This is a genomic window from Hymenobacter metallilatus, assembly GCF_003944705.1.
GTDB lineage: Bacteria > Bacteroidota > Bacteroidia > Cytophagales > Hymenobacteraceae > Hymenobacter > Hymenobacter metallilatus.
Map to the genome: position 1 here is coordinate 46410 of NZ_RWIS01000001.1, position 15687 is coordinate 62096.

Here is a 15687-nt window from a genome sequence, read left to right on the forward strand (position 1 = left end):
GAATTAGGAAAAGCGCTTCCGGATGCGGGTCAGCAAGCCCGTTGGGGCCGACGGCTCCTCGTAGTAGCCTTGTCCGTAGCCATAGCCGTAGCCATAGCCGTAGCCATAGCCATACCCACCGGTTGTTTTGGCGTCGTTCAGGATGGTGGTGAGCTTGGTAAAGCCATTTGCCCGCATCAGCTTGTTGATGTTTTTCAGGAACGACTTCTTGGAGTAGTTGGCCCGCACGATGTAAATCGGCACGTCGGCCTTGCGCATAATCAGGATGCCGTCCGTAACCAGCCCAACCGGCGGGGTATCTATCATCACCACATCGTAGTGTTGATGCAGTTGGGTTATCAGCTCATCAAAATGGGAGCTGAGAATGAGCTCCGAGGGGTTAGGAGGAGTGGGCCCGGCCGAAATAAAGTCCAGCGTCGGAATACTGGTGTGCTGTACGCACTCCTGCCACGTGTGCTTCTCAATCAGGATGGTGCTCACACCTTTCGTGTTGTCGGCGTCGAAAGCCAGATTCACCTTCGGCTTGCGCATATCCAGGTCCAGAATTACCACCCGTTGGTCGGAGGCAGCAATAATACCGGCCAGGTTTACCGTTACAAAAGTTTTGCCCTCGCCGCTGATGGTCGAAGTGATGGAAATCAGGCGCTTCTTCTTGGAAGAAGCCATGAATTCCAAATTGGTCCGGATGGAGCGGATGGCTTCAGAAATGGCCGATTTGGGGTTACGGTCCACCACCAGCTTCGAAACGGCCATCTTCTCTTTGTCGTAGGTTGGGATAACGCCCAGCACGGCCGCGCTGGTGTTGCGCTCCAGCTCCCGGATGTTGGTGATGGTATTGTGCATCAGATAACGCACTGCAATCAGCCCCAGTCCCAGCACAATTCCGGCGGCCAGCCCGATGGCGTACACCATCAGCTTTACCGGCGAAATGGGAACGGTCGGCACCGTGGCCGGCGACAAAATCTGGAAATCGGCCGTGGTACCTGCCATAGATATCCCGAAGTTGATTTTCCGGTCCATCATCAGCATGTTGTACTTTTCGTACAATTCCAGCGGCCGTTGCAGGCGCGCCTGCTCGGTTTGCTTTTCGGGCAAGGTTTGCAGCTTTCCTTCCAGTTCGGCACGTTTAGCCGACATTTTGGCCAGCTGCCGCCGCACCAGCTGCTGATTTTTGCGCAGCAGCTCCCGGATGATGCCTTTAATATTGGCAATTTCGGACCGCCGCAGCTTCACGGCCGTTGTCGTTTCCTGATATGATTTCAGCAGCTGGCTTAAATCAAGCTGCAGGTTGCTCAGCTCCGTAATGCGCTGCAGCAACTGTCCATCCTTGATGGTGCTCAGAGCCGGAATAGTTTGAAATACGTCCCCATCTTCCCGGTCAGTCAGGCGCTCCTGCTCGACTAAACGGGCCAGGTCGGCCAGCATATCGGCCTCTTCCTGCAGCTTTTCCTGCTCGGCTTCCTGGGTGGTCAGTTGGTTGTTGATCAGGCTGGCCTCCGATTTAACGTCGAACACCCGGTTACGCTTCACGAAGTCCTGCATGTTGGACTCAGCCTGGCCCAGCTTATTGTCGTTGATGCCAAGCTGCTGATCAATATAGCTGGTAGCCCGGGCCATGGTTTCCTGCTTCCGCAGCAGCTTCTCCACCAGATATACCGTGTCTATTTTATTGACGATATCACTCGCCTTCACGGGGTTATGATCAGCAAACGAGATGCTGATTGTACTGGCATCCGGGTTTACGATATCCACTGCCAGATTCTGCGTCAGGTACGCATTTACGGTGCCTCCGTCCTGAATAACGAAGGAGTACGTTGCGTCCCGGTCGGCGCTGGTGTACTGTGCTGTTTTGTACACGCGCAGCGTAAATCCGGCTGCCTGGAAAGGCTGACCAAATGTCAAGGCGCTGGTTTCAGACCCGTTTCCGGGCAAGTGCAGTTTGAACTGGTCGTTATCCAACAGCTCCAGCCCAATCTTCTGGTTGAATGCGGCGCCTTTATTGGCAGTGTACTCCACCCGCACCGGAGACAGGTTGTAGAGCTCCGACTCCAGCACGGTACCCTGCACGTAATAGTTCACGTCCAGTTCCAGCGAATCCTTCAGCCGTCGGTAGATAATGTCGGACTTAATCAGTTCTACCTCCCCCGACAGCTTGTTCAGGTTTTGCTTTTGCTCAGCGGCCTGCCCCACATCACCCAGCAACAGCCCTGCTTCCGATTTTTCGTCGATTTTCAGCGTAGAGGAGGCCTTGTACAACGGAGGTGTGTAGCGTAGGAAAAGCCAGGATGCCGTTACGCCTAACGCAATCAACAGGAGCATCCAGGGCAGACTCTTCCGGGCCACCATCAGGAGTGTACTCAGATCCAGTCCTCCACCGTCTTCTTCCTCCTCTGGTTCACCACCCGCGCTGCGGATGAGCTCTTCTAGTTCAGCATCTTCTTTCGCCGCCATGTAAGGCTAGTTTAAGTCAAGAATAGTAACGGAAGCGTTTAGCCGCGTCAACTATCTAATGTTGGAAATGAAGTACACCGCACTAGCCAACGAGGCAACGCTGGCAATAAGTGTAAAAAGTGGGGTCACCTCCTGCAGGCGCTCATAGAATGGGCGCCGAATGGGCTCAACATATACAATATCATTAGGTTCCACCTGCAGGTTAGCCCGGCGCATCCCGTCAATGGTAGTCAGGTCGATGATCTGTACCTGAGGGTTCTTGAGGGAACCCCTGATCAGACGGATGTTATCGGCTCGTCCAACCCGGCTTTGGCCGGTAGTTCCTGCCGCTGCCCCATCAATACCGCCGGCGGCAGCCAGTATCTCCAGCAGATTCATATTATCGTTGTTCATCTGAATCACCTGGCCGGCCCCGCCGGAAGAGGCCCCCAGCACGATAATCCGGTTATTGGTAACCCGCGTGGTCACGAATACATCCTTATAGAACTCCGTGTACTTAATCTGCAGCAGGCTGTCGGCCTGCAGAAGCGTAAGCCCGGCAAGTTTCTGGTAGTTTACCAGCGGCAGCTTCACTAAGCCATCGTGCTGCACCAGAAATTCCGTGCTGCCAACCTGGCCACTTCCTCCCCGGGCCCCACCCCCGGCAGTAGTGCGGCCACCGCCCCCCCCTCCGGTGGTTTGCCGGCTAATACCGCTGGCTCCGCCCATCGCGCCACTGGGAGTTCCAAATAATAATTCCCCGTTGGGGTCCAATATCCGCTCCCCATTGTTGGTGTACACGTGCACCTCCAGGTAATCATTGGCCTGAATCAGGTAGTTGCGCTCAGCTCTGTTTACTACGTTCCGCAGCTGCGCAGTGTCCATCTGGCCAGCTCCGTCGGTACGAAACAGGATGTTTTGCTGTTGAATGCGGCTGGCGGAGCACGAATCCAGCAGCAGCACAATGGGTAGGCAAACGAGCCAGAGGCTCAGGAAACGACGAAAAGGGAAATTTTGCATGAAAACCGGCTTGACCGGAGTCTGGTTTCGGAAGCAACGGCATAACGGCCGCGGATATTGGGCAGTTTTTGCCTAAAAACCATCAAAGAAACCGAATTAGCCGGCCCTATCAAAATTGCACGAGGCGAAGGCCTTAATCCTATACTGGCTTGTCGCCTGTAAAATCATACTTTCGCGGACCCAAATCTGAGCGGAGTGAGTTGTGTAAACACGCTGCTTTGTTCAACTTCCCACCCCCACCCTATTTACTATGGAACTGGTAACGACCGAAAACCAGACGATGATTGCCCAGATGGTGCGCGACTTTGGCGCCCAGCACATCAAGCCCCACATGATGGAATGGGATGAAACCCAGGAGTTCCCCGCGCACATCTTTCATCAGCTGGGCGAGCTGGGCTTGATGGGGGTACTTGTACCCCAGGAGTACGGCGGCTCCGGCTTTGGCTACACCGAATACGTAACGGCCATTGCGGAACTGGCCAAAATTGATGGCAGCATTGGCCTGAGCATGGCGGCGCACAACTCACTCTGCACCGGCCACATTCTGCAGCACGCCTCCGAGGAGCAAAAGCACAAATACCTGCCCAAGCTGGCCAGCGGCGAATGGATTGGGGCCTGGGGCCTGACGGAGCCGAACACAGGCTCGGATGCCGGCAATATGCGCACAGTGGCCGTGGAGGATGGCGACTATTTCGTGCTGAACGGTGCTAAAAACTTCATTACCCACGGCAAAACCGGCAACGTGGCCGTGGTTATTGCCCGCACCGGAGAAATTGGCGACTCCCACGCCATGACGGCCTTTATTGTGGAGCGGGGTACGCCGGGTTTTGCGGCTGGCCGCAAAGAAAACAAGCTGGGTATGCGGGCTTCCGAAACCACCGAGCTGATTTTTACCGATTGCCGGGTGCCCAAGGAAAACGTAATTGGTAAGGTAGGCGACGGGTTTGTACAGGCCCTGAAAGTGCTGGATGGGGGCCGCATCAGTATTGCAGCCCTGAGCCTGGGCATTGCCCAGGGTGCCTACGAAGCAGCCGTACAATACAGCAAAGAGCGGTACCAGTTCAACCAACCCATCAGCAACTTCCAGGGCATCAGCTTTAAGCTGGCCGATATGGCTACCGAAATAGAAGCTGCCAGCCTGCTCACGTACCGGGCCGCCGATATGAAAGACCGGGGCCTGAACGTGAATAAAGAGTCGGCCATGGCTAAACTGTACGCCTCGGAAGTATCGGTGCGGGTGGCCAATGAGGCCGTGCAGATTTTTGGGGGCTACGGCTATACCAAAGACTACCCCGCGGAGAAATACTACCGCGACGCCAAGCTATGCACCATCGGGGAAGGAACTTCTGAAATTCAGAAGTTAGTTATTGCCCGCACCCTGCTCAAGTAAGGCACAGATTTAACAGATTTTCCGCTGATTAGGCAGCTTAGAAACGGTCTGGTAGTTCACGGCTGAAAAAATCTGCGTAATCAGCGGAGAATCTGTCAAATCTGTGCTTATCTTTGCGGCCCCTCCAACCTGGGTTTCCAAGTTCACTGAAGATATGATCATCGTCCAAATCAAAGAAAACGAGTCGGTTGACCGTGCGCTGAAGCGCTTCAAGAAGAAATTTGAGCGCACCGGCGTTCTGAAAGAACTGCGTCGTCGCACGTTTTTCCAGAAGCCTTCCATCACGAACCGTAAGCAGAAGCAGAAGGCTATTTACAAGCTGGCCACGTACGGCCCCGACGCTACCAACGCGTAGGTTACTGCCGAGCTTTTTGCCGGACAAAAAACCGGCTGATTTGCCCACCAGGTGCGAATCAGCCGGTTTTTTCGCGTCCAGATAATTCTGTTTTTTTCTTCCCCTGAATTCCATACATTGGGTATCCGGCCCCGGCGGCCGGCGCCTTTGTGTATGGAATTGTTTTTTGACTACCTGCGGTTTGAGCGGCGCTACAGCCCCCATACTGTGCTGTCGTACCAGACTGATCTGCGCCAGTTCTCAGAGTTTCTGCAGGCTACCTATGAACTCCCGAACCCCGCGCAGGCCGACCATCCCCTGATTCGCTCGTGGGTGGTGGAGCTCATGCAGCAGCACCGTGACCCGCGCACGGTAAACCGTAAAATTGCTTGCCTCCGCTCTTACTACAAGTACCTGTTACGGACTGGGGTTATTCAGAAAAACCCGATGCTGCGCATCACGTCGCCGAAGGTAGCCAAGAAGCTGCCCGACTTTGTGCCGGAAGATTCTTTAAATAACCTGCTGAACTCATTTGCCTTCCCGGCTACGTTTGCGGGCCTGCGCGACCAGCTTATTCTGGAACTGCTATATGGCACCGGCATCCGGCTTTCTGAACTACTTGGTATCAAGCACATTGACCTGAGTTTGCCAGGGCAAACTGTGCGGGTAACCGGCAAAGGCAACAAGCAGCGCCTCGTACCACTCAACCCCAGCCTGCTTGCAGTAGTGGAGCGTTATATAGCGTTTCAGCAACGCGAATTTGGCGCGCTGAGCAACGCCCACGGCGTCCTGCTCGTTACGGATAAGGGAGAGCCGCTCTATGAAAAGTTCGTGTATCGGACGGTGAAGCACTATCTGAGTCAGATAACTACTGCTCCGGGCCAGCAGCACCCGCACGTGCTACGCCACTCCTTTGCCACGCATCTGCTAGGCAAAGGAGCCGATCTGAATGCTATTAAGGAGTTGCTTGGGCACGCCAGCCTGGCGGCCACGCAGGTGTACACGCACCTCAGTATCGACAAGCTAAAATCAGTGTTTGAAAAGGCCCATCCGAAGGCCTGATTTTTGTTCCCTTTCTTCCCATTTAACCCCACGACCGATGAAAGTACAGATGCAATCGGTGCATTTTGATGCCGATCAGAAACTGCTCGACTTCATCCAGAAGCGCCTCGACAAACTCGAAACCTTCTATGACCGCGTGACCGAGGGCGAAGTAATTATGCGCCTCAACAACAAGGATGGTATCGACAATAAAACGGTGGAGATTAAGCTGTACGTACCCGGCAGCACCTTATTTGCTCAGGAAGATGCCGCCTCATTCGAAGCAGCCGCTGATGCCGCTTCGGAGAGTCTGAAACGTCAGATCACCAAGCACAAGGAGAAACTGGTAAGCCATTGATTTTTTTAGCTGTTAGCTTTTCATGAAAAAGCCCCTTCTGAAAGATTCAGACGGGGCTTTTCATGAATATACTGCTGATACGGCACCCGCGGAGGCGTGTGCCACGTCGGCTACAGGCCAAACTCGGCTTTGATTTTATCGACGTAGTCGAGCTTTTCCCAGGTGAAAGTTTCCACGGTGCGGGTATTGCCCTGGCCGTCCTGCACCTGCTTGGTGCCGGGCTGCCGGCCCATATGGCCGTAAGCGGCCGATTCGGCGAAGATGGGGTTTTGCAGGCCCAGGCGCTGCACAATGGCGTAGGGGCGCAGGTCGAACAGCTTCTGCACTTTCTCGGCAATCTGGCCGTCGGTGAGCTTGTGGCCCTGGCCGTTGCTGGCTTGGGTGGTACCGTAAGTAGTCACGAATACGCCCACGGGCTCGGCCACACCAATGGCATAGGCCACCTGCACCAGCGCCTGATCAGCTACGCCGGCAGCTACCAGGTTTTTGGCAATGTGCCGGGCGGCGTAAGCGGCGGAGCGGTCCACTTTCGAAGAATCCTTACCGGAAAAAGCTCCGCCACCGTGGGCACCTTTACCACCGTAAGTATCCACGATAATTTTACGACCAGTGAGGCCGGAGTCGCCGTGGGGGCCCCCAATAACGAACTTGCCAGTGGGGTTAATGTGGTGCTTGATGTCGGCGGTGAACAGCTTCTGTACCTCGGGGCTCAGCTGAGCTTTCACGCGCGGAATGAGGATGTTGATAATATCCTCCTTGATGCGGGCCAGCATCTGCTCCTCACTGGCATCGAAATCGTCGTGCTGGGTGCTTACCACAATGGTTTCGATGGCCTCGGGCGTATTGTCGTCGGCGTAGCGGATGGTTACCTGGCTTTTGGCATCAGGGCGCAGATAGGTCATTTCCTGACCGGCTTTGCGAATGGCCGACAGCTCGCGCAGCAAGCGGTGCGAGAGGTCGAGGGCCAGGGGCATGTAGTTGTCGGTTTCCTTGGTGGCATACCCGAACATCATGCCCTGGTCGCCGGCGCCCTGCTCCTCAGCTACGGCTCGCTCCACGCCCTGGTTGATATCAGCCGATTGCTCGTGCAGGCGGTTCATTACCTCGCAGGTATCGGCATTGAACAGGTATTCGGGCTTGTTGTAGCCAATCTGACGAATAACCTCCCGGATGATCGGTTCAGCCTCCACGTGGGCCGTTGATTTGATTTCGCCGGCTACCAGGGCAAAATCGGTGGTAACCAACGTTTCGCAGGCCACCTTGGCAGTAGGATCCTGACGGAGGTACTCGTCGAGGATAGCGTCAGAAATCTGGTCGGCTACTTTATCGGGGTGGCCTTCCGAAACGGATTCGGAGGTGAACAGGTAGGGCATCAGCTTATAAGGTAGGAGTACGCAAGAGGCCGGCAGCCCCTGCCCTGCTACAGGCAACCAGCCAGGCAGGGCCGCAAAGCTACAAGTTTTCCGGCGGTTAGTTACTTGTTGCTACTGGCTTCTGCACAATGCAATATCCTATTGGGTTCAACCCACGGGGCCGGCCTGCGTTTAGGGCAACTCTCCTATTCCGCTTTTCTCCAACCCTGTACATGAAAAAACCTCTTCTCCTCGCACTCGGAATGTCGTTGGTAGCCAGTGGCAGCACTCAGGCACAAAAGTCACCGTCGCCCTATCACACCCGCTTTGCCGTGGATGCTCCGGTTTCGGTAGGCCTGGGGGCTCTGAGTATCACAGGGTTGTTGCTGGTGCAGCAAAAAGATGGTCTCACGGATGCCCAACTGGCCACTCTCAATAAAAACGACATTCCCAAGTTCGACCGGTTTTCGGCGGGCTACTACAGTGATAAGGCTCAGACTGCTGGCGACTTAATTGTATATCCTTCGCTGGTGCTTGCGCCGGCACTGCTGGCCCTGGATTCGGAGGTGCGAGGACGGTATGGGCAGGTATTGGGGCTGTACCTGCAGACCATGCTGGCAGCCGATGCTTCCTTCACCATGAGCGTGGGCAGTATTACCCGGTACCGACCATTTCTGTACGGCACCCAAGGCGGGGGCGACCGAAACAGTAAGATTGCCACTAATTCCTTTTTTGCCGGCCATACCGCCCACACAGCAGCGTCGGCCTTCTTCGCCGCCAAAGTGTACCACGATTTTAACCCTGGCACAACCCTGGAGCCGCTCGTGTGGACGGCGGCAGCTCTGGTACCGGCGGCTGAAGGCTATACCCGCCTGAAGGCCGGCAAGCATTTCCTTTCCGACAACCTTGTGGGCTATGTAGTAGGCGCTACGGCCGGTATTATGGTGCCACAGCTGCACAAGAAAAAAGGCCGTACACTGAGCATTGTACCGTTGCAGGGCATCAACATGAACGGCTACTCGTACACGGGCTTATCATTAACGAAGCGGCTGTAACCAACCATTCACTGATGCACAAAAGTGCGGTTCTGCCATAGAACCGTACTTTTTTTTCCAGTTATACAGTGAGGTCCCGCTGGTGTTCTGCCAGCGGGACCTCACTGTATAATGGGAGGAATACGCAACGAGGCGCGGATTTACTGATACGTACCCGAATAGGCAGCAGGATCTTCCGGGACGGAAGCAGATGCAACGGCGTCCGTGCTGAACCGCGTGTGCAATTCGGTGCATATATGGGGCGGCACGCGGAGGTACTCTACTACGTCGGCGGTTTTTTCGGACGATTTACCTTTGTTGTCTACTTCCACCGTAATGTTTTCCAGTGAGAGGTAGCAACACTGCGGGTCGGAGGGGGCACGGTAGAAATGCAGGCGGCTGGAGGGAGAGGTGACCGTAATTTCCTCTTGAGCGTGTGGTTGTAGCTGATGCCAGTCAGCGGCCTCGAGGGCGGCTTTGGCGGCGGCGGCATCGGGGAAGTGGATGGCGCGCTGGGGAAGGGTGGTTTTTTCGGCCCATTCCTGCGCCAGTTCCGAGAAGGGTACGCCGGCCTCGCTGTGGGGCTGCATCCAGGTCAGGACTACAATAATCAGAAATTCGGCCAGCCAGATCAGGTAGAGGAATATACCGCTCGGCGTTGCGCTAAATATGCTCCAGGTGCCGTTTTCGGCCAGTTCGGGTAGTACTCCGAACAGGGTGCCAGGGTCGATGATCATCCCTAAGAATACGTCCTCCTGAAACGTGGTGTGCGCAAAAGACGCCCGGCTGCCGAGGCTCTCGGTTTCGCCGGCGCCGGCCAGCAGGGCCATGTATACGCACCACTGCACGTACCAGGCCCACACGCCCACGGCCACGCTCAGCCAGCCCGCCAACCGGGGGTTGCGGATTTTGCCGGTGCGTACCATTTTCTTCAGCACCCAGCCCAGCAAAAAGCCGAACATCAGCGTCATGAAGAAATTGATGTAGATAAACGGAATATACCACACCGCATACACGTACAGGAAAGCCAGCGGCACGGCGGCCAGTGCCCCCACCAGCAGGAGGCCCAGAATACCGCCCACCGTGAAACGGCCGGAAGGCTGGTAATACAAGTCAGTCATAACAGGAAAGAGATGAAAGGTTACAGGTGCCTGAACATAGGACTTTAGCCCACGCCACGCAATATCGAACCCGACGGTTTTGCTCAGGAGAACGGGCCGTAGGCCACCACTTGCCACAGGTGCCAGGCCCCCGCCGCACCCAACAAACCGGCCGTGAAGCGTACCGGCCGCTGCTGTACAGCCCCCGATGCCCCTATCATCAGCAGCAGCACCGGCACTAGCATCCAGGTAAGGCGTTCCTTGTAGTAGCCGAGCCCCACCAGAAAAATTATCAATAGCAGCGTCACTCCAAATAACAGGCGCATAAAGTGAGGCCGTTGCCGACGCCCAAACGCCCAGCCCCCAAGCAGCGCCGTTGCAGCGAATGGCCCAATAGCGGGCAGGGTGCTCAGAAACTTACCGAAGTTGACACTCAGCAGCTGCCAAAACGCCGGAAATGGTTGCTGCCACAGGGCTTGCAGCCACACTACCTGCCCGTAAGCTGCCGCCTCGTGGTTGTAATAGGCCACACCTTGCAGCCGCAGAATGCCAATCCAAGCCAGTGTTGGCACTGCAAACAGCAGCATAAGCAGCGGCGCCCAGCCCAGCATAGTCAGGCGGGAGCCTTCGGCCCGCTGTAGCCAGAGCCCGTACAGCAACACCGGCAGCACCAGCACAAAGCTGCCATACACCAACGACAACAATCCACCTACTACCGCCAGTAATGGCAGCTGCTGCCGCCACTGCGCCGAGGTGTGTAGCTGTGCGGCTACATACACCAGCACCAACGGCACCAGAAACGTAAACATTTGCTGGTGTACGGTCCAGAAAAAGGCCTTGGTTACCTGATTGGATACCAGAAATACGAAGAGCCCCGCCAGTATCCCGGAGCTACCTTGTTGGGCCGTGAAGCGGTAGTAGAGGTACCGAAATAGCAGCAGCGCCGCCAGCAGCACGGTGTAGTTCAACAGCACGTAGCCCACATAGAAACCCAGCAGCGGCTGATACTTGACCGGCAGCTTTTGCACCACCCGGGCCGGCAGCAGCCCGCTGGCTTGCGCCACTTGTACGGCCCAGGTGCAGGGGTAGCCCACTACGCTGCCCAGCAGGATGAATAAGGGCCGGGACTGACGCACCTCCCCGGACTCCAGCAAACGCGCGGGGTGGCGGGCATCTTCCATGTATACAAACCCGTCGCAGTTGGCTGTGAAGCCGGCCCAGGGCGTAAGGTGCAGATAGGTACCGCAATATTCTGCCTCGGTGCGGGGTGCCGGCGAAAACCAGAATGAGAGCGTGAGGCCGAGGATGAGCAGCGTGTAGGCGGCTATCCGGCGCGGCCAGGTTAGGCGAAGAGACATGGAGGCCTAATGAACGGGTGCCACCCGAAGCTGTGCTCCGGTCAGCGTTGAAGTTGTACCCCGGAGCTGTGCTCCGGCTCGCGGGAGACGATACTGAACCGCTTGCGCGGGCCGGAGCACAGCTCCGGGGTACACGTTTTGGCGGTGCTAGTGGCCACTGCTGCCAACCCCGCTGGCAGCGGGCGGCTGGTTGCGCAGGTTGGTTTCAAACAGCTTTAGAATACGCTTGTACTCGTCGGTCCAGGAGGAGGACTCCACGAACCCGTGGTCCTCAACCGGATACACGGCCAGCTCCCAGTTCTCCTTTTTCAGCTCGATGAGCCGCTGCGACAGGCGCACGATGTCCTGAAAATGCACGTTGGTATCCACCATGCCGTGGCACATCAGCAAGGCACCTTTGAGGCCGGCGGCGTAGTTGATGGGCGAGGAGCGGGCGTAGGCCAGGGAGTCGTTGTAGGGCTCGTTGAGGATGTTATCGGTGTAGCCGTGGTTGTAGTGGGCCCAGTCGGTAACGGAGCGCAGGGCGGCACCGGCCCGAAATACCTCGGGCTGGGTGAACATGGCCATCAGGGTGATGAAGCCGCCGTAGCTGCCCCCGTAAATACCAATGCGCTGGGGGCTTACGCCGTATTTCTCGGTCAGCAGCCGGGCCCCGTCTACCTGGTCGGTGAGGTCCTTGCCGCCCATGTAGCGGTAAATGCCGGTGCGCACGTCGCGGCCGTAGCCGCTGGAGCCGCGGTAGTCGATGTCCAGCACGGTGTAGCCCCGGTCGGCCAACAGGTTATGGAACATGTACTCGCGGAAGTACTGGCTCCACCACTTGTGCGCGTTCTGGAGGTAGCCGGCTCCGTGCACGAAGATGACGGCCGGGCCCTGGGGCTGCGTAATAGCCGGGCGGTAGAGGCGGGCGTACACGTCAGATCCGTCGCGGGCTTTGTAGCTGATGACCTCGGGGGCGCGCCAGGGGTAACTTTCAAACTCCGGCGTGGTGCTGTGGGTGAGGCGGCGCATCTTAGCCCCCGGCTTGTTTTCCATCACATACAGCTCCCAGGGCTGGTTACTGGTGCTGTAGCGCAAGGCCAGGGTTTTCTCGTCGGGCGAGAGACTAACCTCGTAGCCGCCGGGCTGGGTAGTGATTCGGGTGAGCGGCCCGCCTTCCAGTGGCATGGAATAGAAGTGCTGCTCGCCGGGGTGGGTTTGGTTGGCGGTGAGGTACCAGGTTTTCCGGCTGCGGCTGAGTTGGGCGCGCTGCACCTCAAACCGGCCGCTGGTGAGGGCCTTTTTCTGGCCCGTATTTACATCCACCGTGTACAGATGGGAGTAGCCGGTTTCCTCGCTCTGAAACCAGATGCGGCGCGAGTCGGGCAGCCAACCCACGTTGCCTTCGTCATAGCCAATGCCGGGGCCGTTGATCCAGGCGTCGTCGTGCTGGCGGTCCAAGAGCCTGATTTGCTGGGTTGCGGGGTCCAGGGCTACAATCCACCGGTCCTTGTTGTCGGTGCTGCGGATAACCAGGAAGGCCCGCTGCCCGTTGTCGGACCAGAACGGGCCGTAGGGCACCACGCGGCGCTGCTCAGTAGCGGGTTTTTCTTTTTTGGCGGCGGCCTTGCTGGTATCGGCCGGCACAGGGGCTTTGGCTTGCAGCTGGTACTCCTTGCGGTAAGCCGGCTGCTCATCCAAGCCCTTCAACTCTTTATAGCCCAGCACAAACGTAGTATCGCGCCCCACGTCGTACAGGCCCAGCTGGTAGGCTGTTTGGGGCGCCCCCACCTTGGTGCGGGTGCTGATATCCTCAGTAAAGCCGGAAGCCGTAACGAAGTTGGGCACCAGGGCCACCTTTTCGCCGGAGGGCTCCTGCGTGAGGGTGTAGGTAACGTAGCGGCCATCGGGCGAGAGGCGCAGGTTGCGCACGGTTTGCTGGCCCAGGTATATAGCTTTGGGCCGTAGCCGGGCCAGGGCTTTCTGCTGGCGCTGCCGGGCCCGGGCATCCTGCTCCTTGCCGCGCAGCACCTCAAACAGAGCCAGCTGCTGGGCTTTCAGAAACTTCTCTTCCTTATCGGTGGGCTCATTGGAAGCCGGCCGGGGGCCACGGCGGAAATCGGTGCGCTGCACGGTTTCGCCGGTGGCGGGGTCCCAGGTAAACAGGTTGCCGCCCCGGGTGTAGCTGATGGCCCCCTCCTGCAAGGCAAACTGCGGCTCGGTTTCCCGCTCGGCCGTGTTGGTTATCCGGCGGCGGCGCTGGGTTTTGAGGTCGAGCAGGTAAATATCCCCGTCCTTTTCGTACACCTTGCGGGTGTAGTGCTGGTCGTACTCACCGCTGGTGGCAGGCAGGCTCAGCTGTTCCCGCAGACTCACCTTGCGCGGGGTGCCGCCCTGGGGCGCGAGGCGGTAGAGCGAGTCGCGGCGGGCTTTTTCGGGGTTCCAGCTGAAGTAAATGGTTTTGCCATCCTCGGCCCACTGCACGTTGCTGGGCGAAGTACCCAGCCATTGCGCCGGCTCGCGCATGATTTTCTCGACGGTAAGCGGACTGAGCTTCTGGGCGTAGGTGGGCAGCGCCAGCAGCAGGCCGGCGGATAAGAATAGGTGTACAGGTTTGAGCATACAGGCAGGTGGTTGCAGTACCGCAACTTACGACGCTGTAGCTGATGCATAATACTGGATGAGAGTAGAATTTACCTCTACACTCCTTACTATTCTCTTAAGATGCTATTACCTTATTTTCGGATTCTTTTGTTGAAGAAATTCACAAGGCAATAAACGGCGAGAGTGGCCACAAAGGGCGCAACACCAACGAGCAGGTTAAATACATCAGCAGATTCTCGGAAGGGCACATTAATAAACATGGTCCATACCAACAATACGGTTAAAATATAGGCCAAACTCATCCAGGCTTTTGTAGCATACGCCAATCGGCTGAGCAGAAGGATTGCTGTAAATAAGACAACCGAGCCGAATTGAATAAAGAACGGCACAAGTACGTCCTCGCCGTGTGCAAACGCCAAAGCAGGCATTAGCAGAAAACCCAATAACAGGCAGGCTTTTCTCTGATACTGCATAAGGAACGGGAACGATTAAAGTGTTTGAATTGCACCCTGAAGAGCTTCCGAACTACACACTCCCGTTTTTCCACGCCTTCAACTCGGCCTGGAGGTTGCGGCGGGCGGCGGCATCCAGCTGCCCCCGGAAGGTGGCGGTGTGGTAGAGCAATGGCGTGTGGAGCAGCTTTTCGAGCACCTGACGGCGGCCCCGGCGGTACAGAAAATCGGGGATGAGGCGGTACTCCTGGCGCACCTGCCGGGCGTACTGCCAGTAGTCGGCCTCGGGGGCACCCAGTATTTGCAGGTCGGCATCCAGGAAGAAGTGCAGGTCCGGGTCGGCAGGCTGAGATTGGGTATGATCCTGAGTCCGCTCAATGAGGAAGGCTACGCGCTGCTGCCGGGCTGCGGAAAGTGTGGTGTGCTGCAAAAACTCCAGGGCCAGGGCAGCACTGCGGGCTTCATTATCGGCGCGACGGGTGTGGTACACGGCATCATGGAACCAGATGGCCAACTCCACTACCTCCCGGTCGTGCACCAGCGCGGGGTACCGGTCCACGGCTTCCAGCAGCGCCCGAATGTGCGGCAAAGCGTGGTAGTGCCGGTCGGAGCCGCCGTAGGCCGCCGCCAGCTGCTGGTACGTTGCCGTACGCAGGGCTTCATCGGAGAGAATAGGCGTGGTAAGGTGCTGCCAACGGGCCGCCAATGTGGTATGCATAGCGCGAGGATACAGAATAGACGAATGTGGCGCGGCTAATTGGCCGTGGGTATTCCGTATGGGTTGGCCCGCCGGACCTCCAGATACCGCTCCGGAGCGGCCAGCTCCTGAAACCCAAACTGCTGGTACAGGCCATGCGCGTCCAGGGTAGCCAGCAGGTGCCGCCGCTGGTTCTGCAGGTCCGGATGGCTCCACACCGTATGCATCAGCTGCTTGCTGAGGCCCTGCCCCCGGAACTCGGGTAGTACGAACACGTCGCAGAGCCAGGCAAACGTGGCCCGGTCGGTAACTACCCGGGCAAAGGCAGCTTGGCGGCCATCGGGGGCGTAGGCGCCAAAGTTGAGGGAGTTGGCCAGGGCCCGCTGCACCGTTTCGAACGGAATACCACGGGCCCAGTATGACTCCTCGGCCAGGTAGCGGTGAATCAGGGCTACATCGAGGCGGGCCGGGTCGGTGCTGACGGTGAACATAGCGGGGCTGGGGGTTGGGTGAGCAACAAGAACGAAAAGCCCGTGCA

General features: G+C 57.4%; 14 protein-coding genes. 5 read left to right on the forward strand and 9 right to left on the reverse strand.

What is annotated here, in order from left to right; translation table 11 throughout:
- Window positions 1–3: 3 nt before the first annotated feature.
- Together EI290_RS00205 and EI290_RS00210 are read right to left on the reverse strand one after the other, a co-directional pair.
- Window positions 4–2451, reverse strand: coding sequence for a GumC family protein (locus EI290_RS00205; protein ID WP_125425455.1), 2448 nt, complete (start codon window positions 2449–2451; stop codon window positions 4–6).
- Window positions 2452–2502: 51 nt separating this feature from the next.
- The gene (locus tag EI290_RS00210) at window positions 2503–3450 is read right to left on the reverse strand and encodes a polysaccharide biosynthesis/export family protein (protein WP_125425457.1); all 948 of its coding nucleotides are present in this window, start codon (window positions 3448–3450) and stop codon (window positions 2503–2505) included.
- Between the two features lie 250 nt (window positions 3451–3700).
- Here EI290_RS00210 and EI290_RS00215 point away from each other — a divergent pair, with 250 nt between their 5' ends.
- The 4 genes from EI290_RS00215 to hpf all read left to right on the forward strand — a co-directional run bounded on the left by EI290_RS00215 (window position 3701) and on the right by hpf (window position 6573).
- Window positions 3701–4840 (forward strand): acyl-CoA dehydrogenase, encoded by a 1140-nt coding sequence (locus tag EI290_RS00215; RefSeq protein ID WP_125425459.1) that lies wholly within the window; start codon window positions 3701–3703, stop codon window positions 4838–4840.
- A gap of 154 nt (window positions 4841–4994) precedes the next feature.
- Window positions 4995–5195, forward strand: coding sequence for a 30S ribosomal protein S21 (rpsU, locus tag EI290_RS00220; protein ID WP_125425461.1), 201 nt, complete (start codon window positions 4995–4997; stop codon window positions 5193–5195).
- Window positions 5196–5348: 153 nt separating this feature from the next.
- Window positions 5349–6236 carry a tyrosine-type recombinase/integrase gene (locus EI290_RS00225; protein WP_125425463.1) on the forward strand — a complete coding sequence of 296 codons (888 nt, stop codon included), beginning with the start codon at window positions 5349–5351 and terminating at the stop codon, window positions 6234–6236.
- Window positions 6237–6273: 37 nt separating this feature from the next.
- Window positions 6274–6573, forward strand: a complete 300-nt coding sequence (gene hpf / locus EI290_RS00230; protein ID WP_125425465.1) for a ribosome hibernation-promoting factor, HPF/YfiA family — start codon at window positions 6274–6276, stop codon at window positions 6571–6573.
- A gap of 110 nt (window positions 6574–6683) precedes the next feature.
- Here the strand turns inward: hpf and metK are convergent, their stop codons facing one another.
- Window positions 6684–7946: a methionine adenosyltransferase gene (metK, locus tag EI290_RS00235; protein ID WP_125425467.1), complete on the reverse strand. Its 1263-nt coding sequence runs from the start codon at window positions 7944–7946 to the stop codon at window positions 6684–6686.
- 212 nt (window positions 7947–8158) lie between these two features.
- On the opposite strand from metK, the gene EI290_RS00240 reads away from it, so the two are divergent.
- Window positions 8159–8980, forward strand: a complete 822-nt coding sequence (locus tag EI290_RS00240) for a phosphatase PAP2 family protein (protein ID WP_125425469.1) — start codon at window positions 8159–8161, stop codon at window positions 8978–8980.
- A gap of 140 nt (window positions 8981–9120) precedes the next feature.
- Here EI290_RS00240 and EI290_RS00245 read toward each other — a convergent pair whose 3' ends face one another.
- From EI290_RS00245 to EI290_RS00270, 6 genes are all read right to left on the reverse strand, one after another.
- Entirely contained in the window at window positions 9121–10080 is a 960-nt protein-coding gene (locus tag EI290_RS00245; protein ID WP_125425471.1) for a hypothetical protein, read from the reverse strand.
- A gap of 83 nt (window positions 10081–10163) precedes the next feature.
- A complete protein-coding gene (locus EI290_RS00250; RefSeq protein WP_125425473.1) occupies window positions 10164–11417 on the reverse strand; it encodes a hypothetical protein in 1254 nt (417 codons plus the stop codon).
- 147 nt (window positions 11418–11564) lie between these two features.
- Entirely contained in the window at window positions 11565–14018 is a 2454-nt protein-coding gene (locus tag EI290_RS00255) for a S9 family peptidase (protein WP_125425475.1), read from the reverse strand.
- Window positions 14019–14131: 113 nt separating this feature from the next.
- On the reverse strand, window positions 14132–14473 hold the full coding sequence (locus EI290_RS00260) for a hypothetical protein (RefSeq protein WP_125425477.1): 342 nt from the start codon (window positions 14471–14473) through the stop codon (window positions 14132–14134).
- 52 nt (window positions 14474–14525) lie between these two features.
- Window positions 14526–15170, reverse strand: coding sequence for an HD domain-containing protein (locus EI290_RS00265; protein ID WP_125425479.1), 645 nt, complete (start codon window positions 15168–15170; stop codon window positions 14526–14528).
- A 35-nt stretch (window positions 15171–15205) separates the two neighbouring features.
- Window positions 15206–15640 (reverse strand): GNAT family N-acetyltransferase, encoded by a 435-nt coding sequence (locus tag EI290_RS00270; protein WP_125425481.1) that lies wholly within the window; start codon window positions 15638–15640, stop codon window positions 15206–15208.
- Window positions 15641–15687: the final 47 nt, after the last annotated feature.

Coding starts and splice junctions, on each gene's coding strand:
- EI290_RS00205 (WP_125425455.1), bottom strand. CDS start 2,451: ATGGCGGCGAAAGAAGATGCTGAACTAGAAGAGCTCATCCGCAGCGCG.
- EI290_RS00210 (WP_125425457.1), bottom strand. CDS start 3,450: ATGCAAAATTTCCCTTTTCGTCGTTTCCTGAGCCTCTGGCTCGTTTGC.
- EI290_RS00215 (WP_125425459.1), top strand. CDS start 3,701: ATGGAACTGGTAACGACCGAAAACCAGACGATGATTGCCCAGATGGTG.
- rpsU (WP_125425461.1), top strand. CDS start 4,995: ATGATCATCGTCCAAATCAAAGAAAACGAGTCGGTTGACCGTGCGCTG.
- EI290_RS00225 (WP_125425463.1), top strand. CDS start 5,349: ATGGAATTGTTTTTTGACTACCTGCGGTTTGAGCGGCGCTACAGCCCC.
- hpf (WP_125425465.1), top strand. CDS start 6,274: ATGAAAGTACAGATGCAATCGGTGCATTTTGATGCCGATCAGAAACTG.
- metK (WP_125425467.1), bottom strand. CDS start 7,946: ATGCCCTACCTGTTCACCTCCGAATCCGTTTCGGAAGGCCACCCCGAT.
- EI290_RS00240 (WP_125425469.1), top strand. CDS start 8,159: ATGAAAAAACCTCTTCTCCTCGCACTCGGAATGTCGTTGGTAGCCAGT.
- EI290_RS00245 (WP_125425471.1), bottom strand. CDS start 10,080: ATGACTGACTTGTATTACCAGCCTTCCGGCCGTTTCACGGTGGGCGGT.
- EI290_RS00250 (WP_125425473.1), bottom strand. CDS start 11,417: ATGTCTCTTCGCCTAACCTGGCCGCGCCGGATAGCCGCCTACACGCTG.
- EI290_RS00255 (WP_125425475.1), bottom strand. CDS start 14,018: ATGCTCAAACCTGTACACCTATTCTTATCCGCCGGCCTGCTGCTGGCG.
- EI290_RS00260 (WP_125425477.1), bottom strand. CDS start 14,473: ATGCAGTATCAGAGAAAAGCCTGCCTGTTATTGGGTTTTCTGCTAATG.
- EI290_RS00265 (WP_125425479.1), bottom strand. CDS start 15,170: ATGCATACCACATTGGCGGCCCGTTGGCAGCACCTTACCACGCCTATT.
- EI290_RS00270 (WP_125425481.1), bottom strand. CDS start 15,640: ATGTTCACCGTCAGCACCGACCCGGCCCGCCTCGATGTAGCCCTGATT.